Below are 20,468 nucleotides of genomic sequence, written 5' to 3'. Positions count from 1 at the left end.
AAATGTGATATAGTTTATTCTTGGAGGTGTAAGGAAATGTATGCAACAATGGAAACCTTGCAACTTATAACAGTCTCAGAAGAACTTGCTTCAATGATCGTAAACTCGGATGTTGCAGATCAGTATCGAACTTCATATATTGCATTAAATAATGATAAAACTGCTCAAGAAATTATTAGCCGTTTTATGAAAACGAAGGATTTATATGAGGATGTTCAGCGATTTGGAAAATATCATCCTGATTATAAAGAAATTCGAAAAAAAATGAGTGAAGTTAAAAGAGAACTTCAATTAAACGATACAATCGCTGCTTTTAAGCAAGCGGAAGATGCAGTCCAATTACTTTTAGATGAGACTAGCTATTTAATTGCTCAGGCTGTTTCGCCTTCAGTAAAAGTTCCAGCGGGTAATCCATTCTTCGTGAATACAGGTGGAGGATGTAGTACTGGTGGATGTGGCACAGGTGGAAAGTGTGGATGTAAAACGAGGTAATAGAGTATATTGAAAGGCTCATTATTTAATAATGAGTCTTTTTTTAATGAAATTCATTTTCTGAACCTAGTACAGTTAGCACAATTATTTCCACAACAAAACATTTTTTTATTCGGAACGTAAAATCGATGTCTAAATACGAAAATATTATTTTCATGACGGATAAATTCAATTCGGTAAATTAGTGTAAATTGTTCAGTAATGGTTTTTGAGCAATAAATCAGTAGTTTTTTGATCGTTTCTTCGGTCTGTTGACTTTCTGTCTGAATATATAGGAAATTTGAACCGCAAATTTGTTTGTTTGAAAACTGAATAATTTGTTTATAATTTGAAATACAGTTAAAAAATTGCTCCCAAACATCATCTAACATAATTTTCAATCCTTTCTAAAAACTATTTATGAAAGTTTCGTTGCAAAAGAAATTTGGGATATGATATTCTATTTCTAACGGATTTTTAAAGGAGAAAGCTATGTTCGTGCAAAGACAAGGTATTATTATTTATTTACAGTCATTAAAACAAGCAAAAATGTTACGTAAATTTGGAAATATTCACTTTGTCTCTAAACGTTTGAAATACGTAGTCCTATATTGTAATATGGATGATATAGATCGAACAATAGAGAGATTGAAAAAATTTCATTTTGTAAAACGAATTGAATTGTCATATAAACCTTTTATTAAGACTGAGTACGAAAATGCGAAACCAGACGAAGCAAAGGAATATGATTATCAAGTAGATTAAAAACGATTGAATGGATAATTAATTTAGGAAGGGATAACCGATCTGAATTAAAAAACCGTTCAATCGTTTTTCTTGTGGTATGTCTTGAGAGGTAAGGGGATAGTAAAAAACTATCCCTTTTTTTCTTAGTACTTTATGAAAAAGATTAGGAAATAGTAAAACAATTCCCTGCTCTAGTTATTTCATTGGTGGAATTAAGTGATTTAAGCGTAAAATTCCGATAATGTATTGGTGGAATAAATCGGTTTCATGAAATGAGCTTGAATGTCTAATTTGTAGTGTGATGATTTCTTTGTTCAAAGTTGTAGCTAATTCTTCAAACAACACTTCACGTTTTGTAACTGAATCTTCTTTTAATGTAATTCCTTCTCTACAGTAATATATTGGCTGGAATTCACCAATAGAAGTAGGGCTTAATATAACAGCAAAAGAACAGCAGTTTGAACCTTTATTTTCAGATGTTAATTTAAGTAAGAATTTAACTCGATCTTTTTGCGATTTAGCAATTTCAAATAGTTCATATAAGTCTGAGTATCCTTCTCCAATTTCAATCATGCGTTGAATCATGAGTGTTCCCCCTTAAAACGTAAATACTTTACGAGTTTTCAAAAAAAAGTATGGTCATAAATGCAACACTTATTCTACAGGATAAAAGCATAAAAAAAAACCCCGCATTTGCAGGGCCCCTCTTATTAAAGTGTAATCACTTAAAAGAAGGCAAAGGGAGAGGAGAAACCGGAGGAAGAACTTATGGGGAAACGTAAGTCTTCTCCGCGGTTGGCAACAACATCAACTGAGATGTTGTTAAAATTAATTATTGCCAAAGTGGATGATTTTATACATTAGTAGGAGAATATGGAAAGAAATGTTTTTGTTTTAGTGAAATTATGATAGGATATTTTCGTAAATTGAAATTTATAGTAGGTGTAAATTAATGAGAGTAGTATCAGGAAAAAATAAAGGATTAAGTTTAAAGGCAGTACCTGGAATGAGTACTAGACCGACAACTGATAAAGTAAAAGAAGCAATGTTTAATATAATTGGACCTTACTTTGAAGGTGGTATTGTATTAGATTTATTCGGTGGTAGTGGTGGACTATCAATTGAGGCTTTAAGTAGAGGGATTGAAAAAGCGATTATTGTAGATCGTGAAATGAAGGCAATTAAGACAATTAAAGAAAACTTAGCAACATGTAATTTAACTGATTGTGCTGAAGTGTATCGAAATGACGCTGAGAGAGCTGTAAAAGCGATTATTAAAAGAGAGATCCAATTTGATTTAATTATTTTAGATCCTCCTTATAAAAAGCAACAAATCGTATCATTAATTGAAACTTTTGATGAAAAAAATTTACTTGCAACAGATGGAACAATTTTAGTAGAACATGCTACTGATGTCGAATTACCTGAAAAAATAGGGAAATTTGTACGAACAAAAGCAGAAAAATATGGAATTTGTGGCGTATCAGTGTATCATATTTGTATGGAGTAATTTTTAGGGGGTACAAGATGAAACGTATTGCTGTTTGTCCTGGAAGTTTTGATCCAATTACTTTAGGACATTTAGATATTATTAAACGTGGAGCAAGAGTGTTTGATGAGGTAATAGTTGTCGTATTAAATAACTCGGCCAAAAATTCTTTGTTTACTTTAGAAGAAAGAAAAGAATTAATTACGGAAGCTACTAAAGCAATTCCAAATGTACGAGTTGATTCATTTAGCGGTCTATTAATGGATTACGCAAAAAAAATTAACGCATCTGCAATATTAAGAGGCCTAAGAGCAGTATCAGACTTCGAATATGAAATGCAAATTACAGCAATGAACAAAAAATTAGTAGACGAAATTGACACTTTCTTTGTTATGACAAATAATCAATACTCATTCTTAAGTTCATCAATTGTAAAAGAAGTCGCGAAATATGGTGGAAATGTAAAAGATTTAGTACCAGATTGTGTAAATATCGCATTAACCGAAAAATTTTTGAAACCTCAAGTTTAATTTAAACTGAGGTTTCTTTTTTCTATATGAAAAGGTTTAAGAATATAGCTTTTTAGAATACATTTTATAAATTAAGATAATTACATAAATGTAGAGAGAAATTAATGTTATGAATGAACCTATTGAAATCAACGATTCGAGGTTAAACTGTTTCTCCGTAAAAATCTTTATTACAGGTAATGTATTATGTGTAGCATTAGTTGTTAACTGGTTAAGATACAGTGGCTTCCAAAAGATAATTGCTAAAATAGGTGCGATTCCAGATTGTAATAAACGACCGATTAAATAAGGTTTAATACTTAATTTAACTTCAGAAATAATACTTGCTACTTGGGCTTGTATTGAAAAACCCCCAAATCCTAAAATAAAGCTAGTTAAAGCTACTTGCTGCAATAAAGTACTATTGCCTAGTTCACTTACTAATTTAGATCCTAAAGTGATTTCAAATAATCCAGATAAAAAAGGCGTTGATAAATTGTGATTAACCCTTAAATTTGAAAAGCAATATGCAATTATTTTTCCAACATTAGATATAAATCCAATTTCGATTAAAAGCATATTAAGTACAGAAAAAACGATAATAAATCCACCAATCATTAATAATGTCTGTACAGAAGAAGCTATAGCGTCTCCTAAAATTTTACCAATCGGTCTTCTTTCACTTAATCGTTTTTCATGCATTACCTTAAAAGCGTATTTAAAGCGGTTAGAATGGATTCTTTCTTTTCGAGAGTAGTTAGGTTGGTTTCTGCCATAAAACCTCATAATAAGGCCTACAATCGCGTTAGATAAATAATGACTGATGGCAAGCACGAGTCCGATCTTTGCGTTATGAAAAAAACCAACAGATATTGCAACAAAAATAAACAATGGATTAGACGAATTTGTAAATGAATTAAGTCGTTCTGCTTCTAATTTTGTTAATTCTCCATCTTTATACAGTTTAGCAGAAAGTTTTGCACCTGAAGGAAATCCTGAAGCCATCCCCATCGCCCAAACGAATGCTCCTACACCAGGAACTCTAAATAAAGGTCTCATAACTGGCTCTAAAAATACACCAATAAATTGTACAATTCCAAAGCAAATTAGAAGTTCACTTAAAATGAAAAAAGGAAGGAGAGAAGGAAATACGATACCCCACCACATATTTAATCCTCTTATCGAGCCTTTAAATGCTACTTCAGGATGCAGAATAATTGTTGATGTCAGAAATATAAGTATTAAAAAAATTAGTAATGTAATGAAGTAATTTTTTTTCACATATAAACCTCCAAAGATAAACTTAAAAAACATATAGATTTTTGTCTAATTGTAGTAAGAACATTGAATAGGAAATAAGATAGTAATATATGTATAAAAAAAACTTGTACAATTAAATATACGTTGTTGGAATTCAATTTTAGACCAAAGAGTTTAATTGGAGGGGAAACAACTTGGAACCGAAAATTGGTTTAGCATTAGGTTCAGGAGGTGCAAGAGGTTTTGCACATGTTGGTGTAATTTCCGTTTTAAAAAAGCATAATATTCCTATAGATCTGATTGCAGGTAGTAGTATAGGTGCTTTAGTTGCTGTTTTATACGGTGCGGGTGCGGATGTAGATCGTCTATATAAAATAGCAAAAGTATTTCAATCTAAATACTATATTGACTATGCTGTTCCAAAAATGGGTTTAATTTCTGGGAACAGAGTTAAAGAGTTGATAAAAGTACTATCATTTGGTAGAAAGCTTGAAGATTTAGATTTGCCAGTGTCGGTAATTGCTACTGATTTATTAACAGGTGAAAAAATTGTATTTCAAAAAGGGGATATTGCTACAGCAGTCCGAGGGAGTATTTCAATACCGGGAATTTTTGTACCAGAAACATGGAATGGAAGACTTTTAGTTGATGGTGGAGTAATCGATCGTATCCCAGTTTCAGTTGTAAAAGAGATGGGAGCGGATTTTATTATTGGAGTAGATGCTTCACCGATTCAAGTTAGTGGTGAAGTTTCAACGATCTATGACGTGATTATGCAAAGTATTGAAATAATGCAACACGAGCTCGTTAGAAATAGAGAAATTGCCTCTAATGTTATGATAAGACCTAAATTAGATCATGTTAATTCTAGAAACTTTACTGACCTTGAAAATGTTATCAAAATAGGTGAAGAAGCAACAGAAAAATTAATACCAGAGATTCTTGAAAAGATTGAGCAATGGAAGGAGAAAAATAGTGATAAAAAGGATCAGAATTCTTAATGTACTATTAGTACTTGGTATTACGCTAATTCTTTTATATTTCATTCCATTACCATATTATGTTACAAAACCAGGCTTAGCCGAGCCTCTAAGGCCATATGTAAAAGTTGAAGGTGCAAAAAAAGATAAAGGTGAATTTATGCTAACCACCGTAGCAATGGGGAAGGCAAATATCTATTCATATATTGGTACGAAAATTAATGACAACTATCATCTATACAAAATAAATGAAATAAAAGTAAAAGGTGAAAGTGATGAAGATTATCAGTTCCGCCAATTAAGATACATGGAAGAGTCAAAGCAAGCTGCGATATTAAACGCTTATAGAGAAGCTAAAAAATCATATAAAGTGACGGGAAATGGTATTGTCGTATTATCTGTTTTAAAGGATATGCCAGCTCATAATGTATTAATGCTAGGAGACATTATTACGAAAATCAATGGGAAAGATATTCGTACATTAAATGATTTTACGAATACTGTAAAAAGTAGTAAACCTGGTTCAAATTTTAATTTAGAAGTAAGTAGAAAAGGTAAGATTAAAAACTTTAATATTAAAACAAAAGCTTTTAAAGATGAACCTAATCGTGCTGGAATTGGTGTTTCTATTGCAGAAAATTTAAATTTAAATACAAATCCAAAGGTTAAAATAAATTCAGAAGAGATAGGTGGACCTTCAGCGGGGCTTATGTTTGCGCTAGAAATTTATGATCAATTAAAAGACGAAAATTTAGCAAAAGGTCACGAAATAGCTGGTACTGGGACAATAGATAGAAATGGAGTCGTTGGTCCGATTGGTGGTATTTCTCAAAAAATCATTGCAGCATCTGATTCGGGGGCAGAGATTTTCTTTGCACCAAATGAAAATGGTAAAAAGAATTCAAATTATAATGAAGCTGTAAAAAGTGCGAAAAAACATGACTTGAAAATGAAAATAGTACCGATTGATACATATGCACAAGCAATCAATTATCTTGAAAAGTTAAAGACAAAAAAATAATTTGATTATGTATAGGTGCATCACAAAAAATAGCAGGATATAGGGGAAGAATTAAATTCTAATACCTATACCTGCTTATTTTTTGTTTCTAATGTTTAGTTGAAACTAACTAAGATCTACTAAATTGATTACTATTTTCATCATAAATAATTGGATACAATGAATATTCGGTTTTTATTAACTTTTGTTGATTGCTTAATGAAAGAATAGAAGCATAAGTATAGGTTGCTTTCAAATCTGTACTTAGTTCTTTTTGATTTTGTTGATTAATAGTCGTATAAATTGGTAATTCAATTAATTTTTTTTTGCTATTTAAATAAGTTTTTCCCATTGAACTCATACCAAGTAAACGAATATATGGAACTCGGTCTTTTTCTAATATTGTTGACATTTCTTTTTTTGATGTATTTGTTAAGATATGTGTTAACAATCTTTGAATTCGAGTCCAAGTATATCTCTTTGTTTTTATTGATGTCATTAGCTCTTCAAAATTAAGACAGTTTAAAACAGAATGTAAAACTCTTCTCTCTAAACCTTCGACAGCTTCGTAAATTTCTTCAAGTGCTTCTTTAGTTGAAGTCATTAATTTGTATTTCAAAAATGGTAAATATTCATTCCAAGAATGAAGGGCACCATACTCGTTTATGTATTCCTCAATTGACTCTCTAGTAAAGCTTGGAACAAAGTCAGAAATCGATTGATTATCACCCATAAGAATTTTTCGAATTGCTGTAGCGCTAGCGATACTATGATGATTGGTTTCTTCATCATGATAATTTGCAGCAATTCGTTGAATCGTTCTACCTTCCATCTTACTATCAAAATGTTCAATAGCTTCTAAATAATGTATTCCTAAAATATTATTTGGAAGTGAAACATCTAGCTTTGATGTTTCAAGATTTTTTTGTAAAGCAGTGCTATATGCAGCAGGGTAACTTAACCCTTCATCAAGAAAAGTACGTATACTTGAATTGATTGAAGAAGTAAGCTGCTTCTTTTGTTTGATTAACTCGTAAAATGTCTCAATTTTTCCTTCTTCACTTCCAAAACAAACAAAGTCACATTTTAAAGAATCTAGGATTGAAATAGCTCCTTTGGCAAAGATGCTAGCGTGTTGAGTCGAATAGCTATAAGGTAATTCAATAACAAGATCTGCTCCTGCTTGTAAAGCCAACTTTGTTCGTACATGCTTTGGAACGACTGCAGGCTCGCCTCTTTGTAAAAACTGACCACTCATTACCGCAATAACAACATCAGCATTTGTAGTTTCTTTAGAACTAGTTAAGTGAAAAACATGTCCATTATGTAATGGGTTATACTCAACTACTACACCAACCGAACGCAAGAAATGCACCTCCAATATTTACTAATTTCACGAATTTATACATTAAGAATACCAGTTTTAAGAAATAATTCGCAACCCGGTGTGAATTGTATTGAATTTTATTGTGGAAAATAATATATTAGATGGGTTACATATTTGAAGTAAGGTCTATGATATAAAAGAAAAGCTAGAGGAAAGATAAGGGATTAATACTATTTTTAGTATGCTATAAGAGCAAATCTTAGCTAAAAATCGTCTTATGCTTGTCGGAGCTAAGCTGTCGCCTCCGCTTTTCGAGATGTCTAGCTCCAGGCGTTTGCCCCTCGAGGTCATAAGCCAATTTTCGGCAAAGGTTAAACTGCAAACCTTAGCCGAAAATCGTCTTATGCTTGTCGGGGCAGAGCGAACGCCTTCCGCTTTTCTAACTGTAAAGAAAAAATATTGACAAGTGATTATAAAGAATATATAATTTTCATTGTTGCCTTGAGGTGGTTTATTTATGAAATGGTCAGTGCACCAGTTGCAGAAATTAAGACATAAAGGTTTAAATTTAGATGAGACAATTGATGTTAGTCAAATAAAGGAACGTAATACTGATATTCGAGAGGTTTCTCCTATTCGAGTTACTGGACGAGTTGATTTTGGAACGAACCGATATACGTTTCATTTAACAATAACTGGATATTTAATTTTACCTTGTGTAAGAACATTAGTTGATGTAAAATATCCTTTGTCGATTACCACAACAGAAACATTTTTTACAACAACTGAATGGAAAAGTGAAGATGAGAATTTTCACATCCTAGAGGGTGATGTGTTAGACTTAACCCCAGTGATTGAGGAATGTATTTTAGCCGAGATTCCAATGCAGGTTTATGCAGAGGATATTGAGGGGAAAGAAACAGCTCCTACGTCAGGAACAGATTGGGAAGTTAGGGAACATGTCGAAGTAGAGCAAAAAATTGACCCTCGTCTTGCTGGATTAGCAAAATTTTTTGACAAACAAGATAATTGAGAAGTACCGGATAACCGGCTTCATAACAAACACTGACTTTAAGGAGGTGGGATCAATGGCAGTACCTGCAAGAAGAACGTCCAAAACTGTAAAAAGAAAGCGTCGTACGCATTTTAAATTAGCGGTACCTGGAATGGTTGAATGCCCAAACTGTAGTGAATTAACATTAGCACACCGCGTATGTAAATCATGCGGACACTACAAAGGAAAACAAGTACTTAGCAAATAAGCTAGTCTTTTAGAGCACATAGGAAACTATGTGCTTTTCCTTTTGTCTTTAAACGTTGTTTGAATGGCTAAAAAATCTCATCGAATCCTCTAAAATCATGCTACCCTTTACCTCTGCCCTTTTCAATTCTCGTATAGTATAATAAAAACTAATAGGAAACTAGATAAAGAGAGAGGGATTCCAATGTCTGAAGTAATTACTTATCAAAGAGATGAAATAGATTATATATTTTTAAATAGGCCTAATTACGGGAATTGCATTGATGAAAATACTGTAGAAAAACTTTCTGAAATTATCCAAGAAATCCGAATGAAATCTCAAAGTAAACTAGTTGTTTTAACTGGGGAAGGTATGAAATATTTTTGTACTGGTGGAGATTTAAATACAATCTTAAAGTTTAAAAATAATTTAAATGGATTAGAATCTTTTAATCTTAAAATGTGTGATGTGATTTATCAAATAGCTATGTTGCCTCAAATTACAATCTGTTTTATTAATGGTTATGCTTTAGGTGGCGGTTGCGAACTTGCAAGTGCTTTCGATTTTAGATACGCAAGTCACAATGCAAAAGTAGGATTTATTCAAGGAAGAATGGGAATCCCAACCTCATGGGGTGGAGGTACCGTACTTCAAGAAAAAATGAGCCATCAAGATTGGATTACTTTACTATCATCCTCAAATATTTACACCGCATTTCAAGCTAAGAAGATCGGCTTTATACATGAACTATCGAAAGATTTAACAAGTTTACATAATGAAAGTTTTATAAGTTTAGCTAGTAGTATTCCAGCACATATTCATCATCAAAACAAAAAAATACTTATTCGTAAATGGACCGAGCAAAATCTTAAGAGACGAATGCAAGAAGAAGTTATTTCTGCTATGCCACTTTGGTTTTCAGATGAACATATAAAAAATATCGAACAATTTACAAAAAAATTGGAAAAGTAATCTTCTACCTTCATTTTTTTGTGCATATGAATTAGTAAAATCTGCTTATTGCATAAGAAATTGGAGGGGATTGCAAATGGTTGCAAATCGCCAGGATGCATGGACAAAAGATGAAGATAACTACTTAGCTGAAGTAGTTTTAAAAACGATAAATGAAGGGTCAACTCAATTAATGGCATTTAAAGTTGTCGCAAAGAACTTGTCTAGGACAGCAGCTGCTTGTGGTTACCGCTGGAATTCTTTTGTTAGAAAGTTTTATAAAGAAGAGATTGAAAAAGCAAAAAATAGTAATAAAAAACAAGCTGTTCCATCAAGTGAAGTAGAACCCACAGACGATTCAAAAACAATTACGAATCAAGCTCATGAAGAGGCTACAACAGAAAAAGTCCATTCCGAAATAACTTTTGAATCAGTATATAAATTCCTTGAATATTTGAGATTAAAAGTTGATGCCGGTGGACGAATTAAAGATATACAATCTTTAGAAAAAAAGCTATTGAAATATAAACAAGAAAACGAACAATTGAAAATTGAAAAGCAACAATTAGTTGAAAAACTAAATGAGCTCCAAAATGAATATGAACATTTATTTGATTTTTTAGATCAAAAACGAAAAATAGTAGTTAGTTCTAAAAATGACTCGAAAGTAAAATAAAATGAAAAAAACTCAACATCTTTAAAGGGAGGTTGAGTTTTTTTCTTTATTTATTTACTGGTTTCCAAATGACGAATTCAGAATCTGCCTCAATGAAACCTTGTTTTTTCCAAAATTCATTTGAATTTGCTCTTGGTATTGTTTTGATTGTTTTCTTAAAGGATTTTGCGAAATTTACTAGTTCTTTTCCGTACCCATTCTTTTGATAATAAGGTAGAACTTCCATCTTATTTATTTCAATGATTTCTTCATTATTTTCATTATGTGTATATAAACTCATTCGGGCAATAAGTGCCTTGCCTAAGTATATACCATAGAAAGGAGATTGGAACTCGTTATCAATTAAATTTGATTCAAGATCTTCAAGCATTGATAGCTCTTGTAATCCGTAACCAGAAAATTGCTGAAATTGTTCAAGTGTTTTAAAATTTATTTGTAAACGTTCTATCTTGATGTTCAAAAAAGCTCCCCCTTAAAAAGAATGTAAATTTTTAATATTTTAAATATAATTATATCGTACAATTAAATTTAAAAAAAGATAGATTCGGTGTAAATTTATTATCAAAAAGATAATGGTGGAAAAATAATTTTTCGAATGGAGAAATCAATGAAAATAGGAATAATTGGTGGTGGTGCCGTTGGTCTTCTTACAGCATCGTATTTGTATCAAAATAAACATAATGTTACATTGTTTACGAGAACAGAAGAACAGGCAAATCTAATAAATAACTTAGGTGTTATACTTTCATTAGATGAAAAAAAGAAACAAATGTGTATAACTGCAAATAAATTATTACCTAAAATAAACACGTTCGATCTACTAATCGTTTGTGTAAAGCAATATCATTTAACTCAAATTGTAAACACGTTAAATCAATATGAGGGTGAGAATATATTATTTCTACAGAATGGAATGTCTCATATTGAAATCGTTAAAAATTTACCCATTCCAAATTGTTTTATAGGTATAGTTGAACATGGCGCATTAAAAACTTCTCCGAATGAAATTACACATACTGGTAAAGGTATTATTCGAATAGGACAAATAAAAGGTGAAAAAGATGCTTTAAAGCGTTTATCGGGTTTACATACTGCTGATTTTCCAATCAAAAGCCAAGATGATTGGGAGTATATACTTAAACAAAAATGTTTAGTAAATTGTGTTATTAACCCTTTAACGTCTATATTGAACGTTCGAAATGGTGAATTAATTACTAATGAGTATTTTAAACCAATTTGTAAATTATTATTTAATGAGGTTGCAACTGTTCTAGATTTAAATCACCAAAATGAGTGGGATAAATTAGTAGAAATATGTGAGAAAACGAAAGAGAACTACTCTTCAATGAATCGAGATTTATTTCACGGTAGACAAACAGAAATTGAAAGTATGCTAGGATTTGTTAAAAAATTGGCAATTAATAAAAAAATAAATGTACCGACAATTGAACTTGTGTACAATAGTATAAAAGGACTTGAGAAGAAAAAGGGGTAATTCTTTTTGGAAAAATTTTTCATTTTCTTTATTTCACTATTAATTGAATTTCCGATTTTTTCATCAATATTTATCTATATGTTTTTAAAATTATTTTTTAAAAATAACAAGCGTAAACTTTTGCTTTTTACGTTAGATTTATCTACAATTCTATATATTAGTTCATTTTATTTTGGTTTAAATATGATATTTCCGACTGCAACAGGTTGGATATTAATTAATTTATTATTGGTTATCTTATTTATTAGTATTATTCTTCAATGGAAAGCAAAGAGGGATATTCGGTTTACTAAGCTACTAAAAGGTTTTTGGAGAATGTCATGTATTCTATTTATTATTCTTCACTTTATAACCATGTTGACTGGTTTAGCTTTAAAAATAACTGAGTATAATGCTTAATTGAAGAACGAGAGAGGAAGTTCGTAATGCAAATTAGTAAAGTCCATTTAGGCGGGCAAAATAAATTGCTGAATGATTTTGTAAATGGAAATGAAGTAATTTCTTCTTTCTTTGGTGAAAATCCATTAGTTAAGGAAGAAATGGAATATAGAATTAAAAATGTAATGGAGCGTTCTTATAATCGCACAGGATTAGTAAATGCACTTGAGAAGTTTCATCATAAGCATCATGCAAGTAATGAATCATTAGAAAATGTGAAAAAATTACTTAATAAAGATTCATTTGTTGTAATTGGTGGACAACAAGCTGGCTTATTAACTGGCCCATTGTATTCTATACATAAAATTATTTCAATTATTCAATTGGCTAAGAAATATGAAAAAGAACATAGCCTAACAGTTGTCCCAGTATTTTGGATTGCTGGTGAAGACCACGATATAGATGAAATAAACCATATTCATACAATTGAGAACAATGCAGTAAAAAAACAAACCTTTTATCAAAAAAATACTTATTCTCATTCTGCTTCTAGAACAGAATTAGATCCGCAAGAAATGAGAAAGTGGATTGATAAAATAGTTAAAACATTTAATGAAACGAATTATTCAAAGGAATTACTTGAAGAACTATATTCGATGACTGAGCAATCTACTACTTACGTAGATTTTTTTGCGAAAATTATTTTTAAATTGTTTGAAAAAGAAGGACTTGTCTTAATTGATGCTGATGATCCGAATGTCCGAGAGTTGGAGTCATCTTTATTTGAAGAAATGATTCTAAAGCAGGATATCGTAAGAGGGGTATTAAAGGATACGAAAAGCAGATTAATAAAATCCGGGTACCACGAAACACTTCAAATTTCTGAACAGAGTATTCATCTTTTTTACCATAGTAAAGAAGGTAGACAGCTACTAGAAGTGTCTGAAAATGAAGAGGTTTTTCAAACGAAGAATAAGAATTATCAGTTCTCTAAGCATGAGTTGATTAAAATAGCTAATGAACAGCCAGCTTTATTAAGTAATAATGTGGTTACTAGACCAATCATGCAGGAGTATTTATTTCCAACATTAGCATTTGTCGGAGGTCCTGGTGAAATTGCTTATTGGGCTGAGCTAAAGGACATTTTTAATATATTTAACCTGCAAATGCCACCTGTGTTTTTAAGACATATGTTTACTATTTTTGAAAGAAATATCATATCAGCACTAGAAGATTTTTCATTAGATATTAATGATGTACTGAAAATATCATTAGAAGAAAAGAAAGCTGAATGGATTAAAGATCAAGTAAAACTAGACTATAAAGTAGTGTTTAGTAATGCTAAAAAATCTTTAGAAGAATTGCATAAACCTCTTCAAGATGTAACAAAAAAAGTAACACCGAATTTAAAGGATTTTTCTATAAAGAATTATTTTAAAATAGAAGAACAAATTCTACTTTTAGAACGAAAAATAGAAGAATCAATTTTAAAGCAAAATGAAGAACAGATTGAAAAGTGGAATCGAATTATATGTTCTATTTCTCCTAATGGGAAACCACAAGAACGAACGCTAAATATCCTTTATTATATAAATAAATATGGTTTTGATTTTGTTCATGAACTTTGTAGTTTAGAACTATCATGGGATCACGCACATCAAATCGTAAAAATTTAAGCGTATAATATTGCTTTTATTTAATATGTGTAAGTTGATTTTCAATAAGCAACATTACTTTAAAATAAGCTGAATTTTATAATAAAAATGAAATCCTGCTGCACTGTTAGCAGGATTTTTTGTTTTTTTAAAGAATTTTTTAGAAAAGGTGGTAAGAAGTGGGGGATTGTGGTAAGTTTGTGTTAGAAAGTGGGGGAATAGGATGTTTATCGGTGAATATCAACATAATATCGATGTTAAAGGACGTCTTATTATACCTTCAAAATTTCGAGACAAGCTTGGTGAAAACTTCATTGTTACAAGAGGTTTAGATCAATGCTTATTTGGTTATTCAATGGCCGAATGGAGTGTAATTGAAGATAAACTGCGCACACTACCACTAACTAAAAAAGATGCAAGAGCATTTACCCGTTTTTTCTTCTCAGGGGCAATGGAATGTGAGATGGATAAGATGGGGAGAATTAATATAACACCTAATTTACGTAGTTATGCAAAATTAGAAAAAGAATGTGTAGTAGTTGGTGTTACAAATCGTATCGAGATTTGGGATTTATCAACTTGGAATACATATATGAATGAATCAGAAGAGTCATTTGGTGAGTTAGCAGAAAACTTAATCGGATTTGACTTGTAAAAATTAACAAATTGAAAGTAGTGAAAGCATCATGTTTGAACATATTACGGTTTTATTAAAAGAAACTGTTGATTCTTTAGAAATAAATGAAGATGGCATTTATGTAGATTGTACACTTGGCGGTGGAGGACATAGTGAATACTTACTATCTCAACTTTCATCTAAGGGTAGATTAATCGCTTTTGATCAAGATGAAACAGCAATTAAACATGCAAAAGAGAGATTGAATAAATACGAAAATCAATTAACAATTGTAAAAAGTAATTTTAAACATATAAAAGAGGAACTTCATAATTTAGGAATTTTTGAGGTCGATGGCATCTTATTTGACTTAGGCGTTTCGTCACCACAATTAGATGTAGCTGAACGTGGATTTAGTTTTCATCAAGAAGCACCACTTGATATGCGTATGAATCAAGAACAAACATTATCAGCATACGAGGTTGTAAATGACTGGCCATATGAGCAACTTGTAAAAATATTTTTCCGATATGGAGAAGAGAAATTCTCTAAACAAGTTGCAAGAAGAATTGAAGAATTAAGAGCGAAGAAACCGATTGAAACAACTTTTGAGTTAGTCGAAATCATTAAAGATGCAATCCCTGCTCCTGCAAGAAGAACAGGTGGACATCCTGCTAAAAGAATTTTCCAAGCAATTCGTATAGCTGTAAATGATGAACTAGGTGTATTTGAAGAAGCACTTAAAGATGCAATTACCCTTATAAAACCAAAAGGTAGAATTAGTGTAATAACGTTCCATTCATTAGAGGATCGCATTTGTAAAACGATTTTTAAAGAAGCTAGTTCACTTCCACCGTTACCACCAGGTTTACCAATTATTCCTGATGAGTTTAAGCCTAAATTAAAACTAGTGACAAGAAAGCCGCTTTTACCAACAGATGAAGAAGTCGAATTTAATAAACGAGCAAGATCTGCAAAGTTAAGGGTTGCAGAAAAATTATAAGGAGGGAAAATAATGAGTAATTTGGCTAGAAAGCTACAACAAAAACAAGTTACTGATTTACAACAAAGACCTTCTAACAAGAAAAAACAAAAGAGAGCATCAAAAATTACCCCTATTGAAAAAATACTTTACCTAGGATTTATTTTTGCATGCTTCTTTATGGGTACAAAAATAATTAAAACCCAAGCGGAAATATATGATACAAACTTAAAAATTCAAAGTGTGAAAAATGAAATAGCAAATGGAAAACAGCATAACTCTGAGCTTAAAATGAAGATTGATGAGTTAAGCACATATGAGCGTATATGGCAAAAAGCAAAAGAGTTAGGTTTAAATATTGATAGTAACAATGTAAAGTTTACCGACACTAGCAACTAGGAGATTGTGATATGAGTAAGAAAAAGAATAAATACACAAATTATGGTATTCGTTGGTTTTTTCTAGGCACTTTTCTCCTTTTTATATCTCTTGTAGCTAGACTTTGCTATATACAATTATCAACTACAGTTGAAGGTAAAAATTTAAAAGTTTATGCTGATGAGAATTATAATACATCTCAAAAAATTCCTGCAAAAAGAGGCACGATCTATGATTCACAAGGTGTTCCACTTGCGGAAGAGGTGACTTCCTACACTGTATCGGCAGTTCTAGACCCAAGAGCTTCAAAAAACTCGAAAGTGAAAAGGCATGTAGTAGACAAAGAAAAAACAGCTAGAGAATTATCATCCATTTTAGATATCGATGAATCGGAACTTTTAGAAAAATTAGGTAAACCAAAATATCAAGTTGAATTAGGACCAGGTGGAAGAAATATTTCTCAAAGCAAAAAAGAACAAATTGAGAAATTAAAGCTACCTGGTATTGTTTTTACTCCTTCACAACAACGATATTATCCAAATGGTGTATTTGCATCACATACGTTAGGTTATACGAATGTAAATGATGATGGCGATCTAATTGGAGAAATGGGATTAGAAAAATCATTAAATAATGAGTTAACTGAAAAAGATGGAAAAAGAAGCTTTTTACGTGATCGAAAAGGAAATATTCTACCATATGAAAATGAGAAGGTTACTCCCCCGCATAATGGTGATGATGTGTATTTAACAATAGATACAAAGATTCAAAGTTTACTAGAAGATGCAATGACTAAAGTGGAAGAAAAATATGAGCCAGAAAAGATTATGGCAATCGTTTCTGATCCGAAAACCGGTAAAATTGTTGCGATGAGTAATCGTCCTAGCTTCAATCCGAATCTTCATGACATTACAAACTATACGAACGATCCGATTTCATATGCGATTGAAGCAGGTTCTACGATGAAAATATTCACTTTAGGTGCTGCAATGAATGAAGGAGTTTATAATGGGAATGAATATTTCCAATCTGGCCGATATAAAGTACCAGGTGGAGGCACTGTCCATGACGTAAATCGAAACGGATGGGGTTCCATTACTTTTGACGAAGGGATTCAAAGGTCTTCAAATGTAGGTATTTCAATCCTACTTAATGAAAAAATAGGTCCGGATCGATTTTTACAATACTATAAAAACTTTGGGTTTACACAAAAAACTAATATTAATCTGCCAGGTGAATCAAGCGGTAAATTAGTATTTAATTATCCACTTGAAAAAACAACAACTGCTTTTGGACAAGGGTCTACAGTAACAGGAATTCAAATTATCCAAGCTGCAAGTGCTATTGCTAACAATGGAAAAATGATGAAGCCTTATATTGTTGATAAGATTGTCGATCATGATACGAATAAAGTTATTAAAGACTATAAATCTCAAGTTGTTGGTAATCCAATTTCAGAAGAAACGGCAAAAAGAGAAAGAGCATTGTTAGAAACAGTTATTACAGCACCACATGGTACTGGGCATAACTATGCGATTGATGGCTACTCTGTTGCTGGTAAAACTGGTACTGCCCAAGTTGTTGACGATCACGGGAAATATCTTAAGGGACGTGGTCAAAACCTATTTTCATTTATCGGTATGGCCCCAGCAGATAATCCAAAATTAGTTGTTTATGTAGCTATGCTTCGTCCAAAACTTGAAGCGACTGAAATAGGTTCAGATGGTGTTTCTGAAATATTTAGAACAGTGACTAAGGGCGCGTTAGAGTATATGAAGGTTAAGCCTGTTGAAAATGCTAAGGTAGATAAATTAATCGATAAAGAAAGTATAGAAATTCCGAATTTGAAAGGTCTAACTTTAGATGAAGCAAAATCATTAGCTATTTCCGAAGGGCTAAAACCTGTTCTATTAGGTAATGGGTTAGAAGTTACTGGTCAATCAATTAAGTCAAAAACTCAAGTTGTCAGAGGTACTAAAATTTATCTTAAGACAAATGGAACAAATACAATGCCGTCGATTATTGGTTGGTCAAAATCAGATGTTAACCGTTTAGGGAAATTATTTAATCTAAATATCTCATCAAAAGGATCCGGATTTGTAACAAGCCAGAGTATTAAAGAAGATTCAGAGCTAAGGGATCATGACTATTTAACGATTGAATTAGATAAACCTAATGGAACTACCAAAGATGAAAAAGATGTAAAAGTAGATGTACAAGAGTAAAAAAAGTTGAAATAAAATCAATTAAATAAAAAATACAATAGACCATTCTAGGACAATAAAGAGCTAGAAGGTCTATTGTATTTGGTACAAGCATATATTGAAACGAACATAATGTAGAGGAGTGTTCGTTTCGATGCGAGTATCTAATGTAACGGTTCGAAAACGATTATTTTTTGTATTTATTGGTGGTTTATTAATTTTTTCTATTATTGCAACGAGGCTTGGTTATGTACAATTTGCTATGGGTGATCTTTTAACAGAGCGCGCGAAAAATTCGTGGAGTCGAGACATTCCATTTGAACCAAAGCGTGGTGAAATTTTAGATCGTAATGGTGTTGCTCTTGCTACAAATAAAAGTGCTCCATCTGTATTAGTCGTTCCTAGACAAATTAAAGATCCTAAGGAAGCGACTGAGAAACTTGCCCCAATTTTAAAAATCTCCGAAGTAAAGCTTTATAAAATTTTAACGAAAAGATCTAGTATGGAACACATTCGCACAGAAGGTATAAAAATTACTAATGAGAAAGCTAAACAAATCCGAGATCTTAACATAGCTGGTGTTTACATAGCAGAGGATTCTAAAAGGTATTACCCATTTGGTGATTATCTTTCTCATGTTTTAGGTTTTGCAGGAATCGATAATCAAGGTTTAAATGGATTAGAATTATATTATGACAAGCAATTAAGTGGTGAAAAGGGTAGTGTGCAATTCTATTCTGACGCAAAGGGACAAAGAATGCCCAATATTGCAGATGACTATATTCCGCCTATTAATGGTTTAAACTTAAAATTAACAGTAGATTCACGTATACAAACAATTCTTGAACGAGAAATGAATAATGCAATAGCTCAATATAATCCTGATTCAATGATTGGAATTGCTATGAATCCGAATACGGGTGAGATACTTGCAATGAGCAGTCGTCCAAGCTTCGATCCTACTAATTTTAAAAATGTTTCACCAGAAGTATATAATCGAAATTTACCTGTTTGGTCAAATTACGAGCCAGGTTCAACATTTAAGATTATTACACTTGCAGCGGCATTAAATGAGGGATTAGTAGATTTGAATAAAGACCATTTTTATGATGATGGGGCTGCTGAAGTAGCGGGAGCTCGTTTACGTTGCCATAAAAGAGGTGGACATGGCTCTCAAACATTCTTAGAGGTAGTTCAAAATTCGTGTAATCCAGGTTTTGTAGAATTAGGTAATCGTTTAGGAGAAGACCGTTTATTTAAATATATTCGTAATTTTGGTTTCGGCCAAAAAACAGGAATTGATTTACAAGGTGAAGGTTCAGGGATTTTATTCAGCATGGATAGAGTCGGTCCAGTTGAAGCAGCAACAACTGCTTTTGGTCAAGGTGTATCAGTTACACCAATTCAGCAAGTTGCAGCCGTTTCAGCTGCTATTAATGGAGGAATTCTTTACCAACCATATATTGCTAAAGAGTTTGTAGATCCGGTTACAAATGAAGTAGTAAGTCGTAAAACACCAATATCAAAAAGACGAGTTATCTCTCCTGATACATCTAAAGAGGTACGATTAGCTTTAGAAAGTGTTGTTGCACAAGGTACTGGTAAAGGAGCATTTGTGGAAGGGTATCGTGTAGGTGGTAAAACTGGAACGGCGCAAAAAGTAAAAGATGGACGATACGATGATAGTAGCTTTATCGTTTCGTTCGTAGGCTTTGCACCTGCTGACGATCCTCAAATAGTAGTATATATCGCAGTTGATAATCCAAAAGGTACTGTTCAATTTGGGGGAGTTGTAGCTGCTCCAATAGTAGGGAATATTATTCGTGATAGTATGCAAGTTTTAGGCGTACCACCTAGAAAAAATCAGATTGAAAAAAAATTCGTATACGGTGATACACCAACGTATGAAGTGCCAAATTTAATCGGTTTGGAGAAAAAAGATTTGCAACCTTTGCTAGATACTTTTACTATTGAATATAGTGGCAGCGGAAATATTGTTGTTGACCAAGCACCAAAAGCAGGTGTTAAACTAAAAGAAGGTTCTAAAATTAGAATTTATTTAGGAACGAAAGAAGAAACTAAATCTAAATCTAAAGATAAAAAATGATT

The 20,468-nt window shown here is 31.9% G+C and carries 22 protein-coding genes; 18 read left to right on the top strand and 4 right to left on the bottom strand.

Translation table 11 applies throughout. From position 1 onward, the window contains the following. Positions 1-36 precede the first annotated feature (36 nt). A complete protein-coding gene (locus tag B6K90_RS12320) occupies positions 37-492 on the top strand; it encodes a YlbF family regulator (protein ID WP_088013061.1) in 456 nt (151 codons plus the stop codon). 471 nt (positions 493-963) lie between these two features. Further along, positions 964-1,236 carry a YlbG family protein gene (locus tag B6K90_RS12310; RefSeq protein ID WP_056468449.1) on the top strand — a complete coding sequence of 91 codons (273 nt, stop codon included), beginning with the start codon at positions 964-966 and terminating at the stop codon, positions 1,234-1,236. Positions 1,237-1,413: 177 nt separating this feature from the next. Here the strand turns inward: B6K90_RS12310 and B6K90_RS12305 are convergent, their stop codons facing one another. Beyond that, positions 1,414-1,803: a DUF7147 family protein gene (locus B6K90_RS12305; RefSeq protein WP_088013059.1), complete on the bottom strand. Its 390-nt coding sequence runs from the start codon at positions 1,801-1,803 to the stop codon at positions 1,414-1,416. Positions 1,804-2,170: 367 nt separating this feature from the next. On the opposite strand from B6K90_RS12305, the gene rsmD reads away from it, so the two are divergent. After that, positions 2,171-2,728 (top strand): 16S rRNA (guanine(966)-N(2))-methyltransferase RsmD, encoded by a 558-nt coding sequence (gene rsmD / locus B6K90_RS12300; RefSeq protein WP_088013058.1) that lies wholly within the window; start codon positions 2,171-2,173, stop codon positions 2,726-2,728. 17 nt (positions 2,729-2,745) lie between these two features. Next, positions 2,746-3,237, top strand: a complete 492-nt coding sequence (gene coaD, locus B6K90_RS12295) for a pantetheine-phosphate adenylyltransferase (RefSeq protein WP_088013057.1) — start codon at positions 2,746-2,748, stop codon at positions 3,235-3,237. Positions 3,238-3,273: 36 nt separating this feature from the next. Here coaD and ylbJ read toward each other — a convergent pair whose 3' ends face one another. After that, a complete protein-coding gene (gene ylbJ, locus B6K90_RS12290) occupies positions 3,274-4,530 on the bottom strand; it encodes a sporulation integral membrane protein YlbJ (protein WP_088013056.1) in 1,257 nt (418 codons plus the stop codon). Positions 4,531-4,670: 140 nt separating this feature from the next. On the opposite strand from ylbJ, the gene B6K90_RS12285 reads away from it, so the two are divergent. Both B6K90_RS12285 and B6K90_RS12280 read left to right on the top strand, forming a co-directional pair. Then, positions 4,671-5,477: a patatin-like phospholipase family protein gene (locus B6K90_RS12285; protein ID WP_088013055.1), complete on the top strand. Its 807-nt coding sequence runs from the start codon at positions 4,671-4,673 to the stop codon at positions 5,475-5,477. Then, on the top strand, positions 5,452-6,477 hold the full coding sequence (locus B6K90_RS12280; protein ID WP_088013054.1) for a SepM family pheromone-processing serine protease: 1,026 nt from the start codon (positions 5,452-5,454) through the stop codon (positions 6,475-6,477). The genes B6K90_RS12285 and B6K90_RS12280 overlap by 26 nt, the downstream gene beginning before the upstream one ends. A gap of 109 nt (positions 6,478-6,586) precedes the next feature. Here B6K90_RS12280 and B6K90_RS12275 read toward each other — a convergent pair whose 3' ends face one another. Then, a complete protein-coding gene (locus B6K90_RS12275; protein ID WP_088013053.1) occupies positions 6,587-7,822 on the bottom strand; it encodes a nucleotidyltransferase in 1,236 nt (411 codons plus the stop codon). Positions 7,823-8,300: 478 nt separating this feature from the next. Here B6K90_RS12275 and B6K90_RS12270 point away from each other — a divergent pair, with 478 nt between their 5' ends. The 4 genes from B6K90_RS12270 (at position 8,301) to B6K90_RS12255 (ending at position 10,651) form a co-directional block, all read left to right on the top strand. Further along, positions 8,301-8,816: a YceD family protein gene (locus tag B6K90_RS12270; protein ID WP_088013052.1), complete on the top strand. Its 516-nt coding sequence runs from the start codon at positions 8,301-8,303 to the stop codon at positions 8,814-8,816. Positions 8,817-8,871: 55 nt separating this feature from the next. Further along, on the top strand, positions 8,872-9,045 hold the full coding sequence (rpmF, locus tag B6K90_RS12265) for a 50S ribosomal protein L32 (RefSeq protein WP_025672195.1): 174 nt from the start codon (positions 8,872-8,874) through the stop codon (positions 9,043-9,045). A 183-nt stretch (positions 9,046-9,228) separates the two neighbouring features. After that, positions 9,229-9,996, top strand: a complete 768-nt coding sequence (locus B6K90_RS12260) for an enoyl-CoA hydratase/isomerase family protein (RefSeq protein WP_088013051.1) — start codon at positions 9,229-9,231, stop codon at positions 9,994-9,996. A gap of 76 nt (positions 9,997-10,072) precedes the next feature. Continuing rightward, positions 10,073-10,651: an RsfA family transcriptional regulator gene (locus B6K90_RS12255; RefSeq protein WP_088013050.1), complete on the top strand. Its 579-nt coding sequence runs from the start codon at positions 10,073-10,075 to the stop codon at positions 10,649-10,651. 46 nt (positions 10,652-10,697) lie between these two features. Here B6K90_RS12255 and B6K90_RS12250 read toward each other — a convergent pair whose 3' ends face one another. Further along, complete coding sequence (locus B6K90_RS12250; RefSeq protein ID WP_235821790.1) at positions 10,698-11,111, bottom strand: GNAT family N-acetyltransferase; 414 nt, start codon at positions 11,109-11,111, stop codon at positions 10,698-10,700. 147 nt (positions 11,112-11,258) lie between these two features. Between B6K90_RS12250 and B6K90_RS12245 the strand changes: the two genes are divergently transcribed. The 8 genes from B6K90_RS12245 to B6K90_RS12210 all read left to right on the top strand — a co-directional run bounded on the left by B6K90_RS12245 (position 11,259) and on the right by B6K90_RS12210 (position 20,466). Then, complete coding sequence (locus B6K90_RS12245; protein ID WP_167555353.1) at positions 11,259-12,146, top strand: 2-dehydropantoate 2-reductase; 888 nt, start codon at positions 11,259-11,261, stop codon at positions 12,144-12,146. Positions 12,147-12,152: 6 nt separating this feature from the next. Further along, entirely contained in the window at positions 12,153-12,545 is a 393-nt protein-coding gene (locus B6K90_RS12240) for a DUF3397 family protein (protein ID WP_088013048.1), read from the top strand. Between the two features lie 26 nt (positions 12,546-12,571). Further along, positions 12,572-14,200, top strand: a complete 1,629-nt coding sequence (gene bshC, locus B6K90_RS12235) for a bacillithiol biosynthesis cysteine-adding enzyme BshC (protein WP_088013047.1) — start codon at positions 12,572-12,574, stop codon at positions 14,198-14,200. A 202-nt stretch (positions 14,201-14,402) separates the two neighbouring features. Next, on the top strand, positions 14,403-14,834 hold the full coding sequence (gene mraZ / locus B6K90_RS12230) for a division/cell wall cluster transcriptional repressor MraZ (protein ID WP_088013046.1): 432 nt from the start codon (positions 14,403-14,405) through the stop codon (positions 14,832-14,834). A 31-nt stretch (positions 14,835-14,865) separates the two neighbouring features. After that, a complete protein-coding gene (gene rsmH, locus B6K90_RS12225; protein WP_088013045.1) occupies positions 14,866-15,798 on the top strand; it encodes a 16S rRNA (cytosine(1402)-N(4))-methyltransferase RsmH in 933 nt (310 codons plus the stop codon). A gap of 12 nt (positions 15,799-15,810) precedes the next feature. Next, positions 15,811-16,176 carry a cell division protein FtsL gene (gene ftsL, locus B6K90_RS12220; RefSeq protein WP_088013044.1) on the top strand — a complete coding sequence of 122 codons (366 nt, stop codon included), beginning with the start codon at positions 15,811-15,813 and terminating at the stop codon, positions 16,174-16,176. An 11-nt stretch (positions 16,177-16,187) separates the two neighbouring features. Continuing rightward, the gene (locus B6K90_RS12215) at positions 16,188-18,380 is read left to right on the top strand and encodes a penicillin-binding protein (RefSeq protein WP_088013043.1); all 2,193 of its coding nucleotides are present in this window, start codon (positions 16,188-16,190) and stop codon (positions 18,378-18,380) included. A gap of 133 nt (positions 18,381-18,513) precedes the next feature. Further along, entirely contained in the window at positions 18,514-20,466 is a 1,953-nt protein-coding gene (locus tag B6K90_RS12210) for a stage V sporulation protein D (protein WP_088013042.1), read from the top strand. Positions 20,467-20,468 lie beyond the last annotated feature (2 nt).

Origin of the sequence: Gottfriedia acidiceleris (assembly GCF_002128425.1) — a bacterium.
Classification (GTDB): Bacteria; Bacillota; Bacilli; order Bacillales; family Bacillaceae_G; genus Gottfriedia; species Gottfriedia acidiceleris.
This window is presented reverse-complemented; position numbering and strand designations above follow the sequence as displayed.

What these genes read in the sequence shown, in the direction of transcription:
- B6K90_RS12320 (WP_088013061.1), top strand. Translation starts at nt 37, where the DNA reads ATGTATGCAACAATGGAAACCTTGCAACTTATAACAGTCTCAGAAGAA.
- B6K90_RS12270 (WP_088013052.1), top strand. Translation starts at nt 8,301, where the DNA reads ATGAAATGGTCAGTGCACCAGTTGCAGAAATTAAGACATAAAGGTTTA.
- coaD (WP_088013057.1), top strand. Translation starts at nt 2,746, where the DNA reads ATGAAACGTATTGCTGTTTGTCCTGGAAGTTTTGATCCAATTACTTTA.
- B6K90_RS12310 (WP_056468449.1), top strand. Translation starts at nt 964, where the DNA reads ATGTTCGTGCAAAGACAAGGTATTATTATTTATTTACAGTCATTAAAA.
- B6K90_RS12215 (WP_088013043.1), top strand. Translation starts at nt 16,188, where the DNA reads ATGAGTAAGAAAAAGAATAAATACACAAATTATGGTATTCGTTGGTTT.
- rpmF (WP_025672195.1), top strand. Translation starts at nt 8,872, where the DNA reads ATGGCAGTACCTGCAAGAAGAACGTCCAAAACTGTAAAAAGAAAGCGT.
- rsmD (WP_088013058.1), top strand. Translation starts at nt 2,171, where the DNA reads ATGAGAGTAGTATCAGGAAAAAATAAAGGATTAAGTTTAAAGGCAGTA.
- ylbJ (WP_088013056.1), bottom strand. Translation starts at nt 4,530, where the DNA reads ATGTTTTTTAAGTTTATCTTTGGAGGTTTATATGTGAAAAAAAATTAC.
- B6K90_RS12245 (WP_167555353.1), top strand. Translation starts at nt 11,259, where the DNA reads ATGAAAATAGGAATAATTGGTGGTGGTGCCGTTGGTCTTCTTACAGCA.
- B6K90_RS12260 (WP_088013051.1), top strand. Translation starts at nt 9,229, where the DNA reads ATGTCTGAAGTAATTACTTATCAAAGAGATGAAATAGATTATATATTT.
- bshC (WP_088013047.1), top strand. Translation starts at nt 12,572, where the DNA reads ATGCAAATTAGTAAAGTCCATTTAGGCGGGCAAAATAAATTGCTGAAT.
- B6K90_RS12210 (WP_088013042.1), top strand. Translation starts at nt 18,514, where the DNA reads ATGCGAGTATCTAATGTAACGGTTCGAAAACGATTATTTTTTGTATTT.
- B6K90_RS12305 (WP_088013059.1), bottom strand. Translation starts at nt 1,803, where the DNA reads ATGATTCAACGCATGATTGAAATTGGAGAAGGATACTCAGACTTATAT.
- rsmH (WP_088013045.1), top strand. Translation starts at nt 14,866, where the DNA reads ATGTTTGAACATATTACGGTTTTATTAAAAGAAACTGTTGATTCTTTA.
- ftsL (WP_088013044.1), top strand. Translation starts at nt 15,811, where the DNA reads ATGAGTAATTTGGCTAGAAAGCTACAACAAAAACAAGTTACTGATTTA.
- mraZ (WP_088013046.1), top strand. Translation starts at nt 14,403, where the DNA reads ATGTTTATCGGTGAATATCAACATAATATCGATGTTAAAGGACGTCTT.
- B6K90_RS12255 (WP_088013050.1), top strand. Translation starts at nt 10,073, where the DNA reads ATGGTTGCAAATCGCCAGGATGCATGGACAAAAGATGAAGATAACTAC.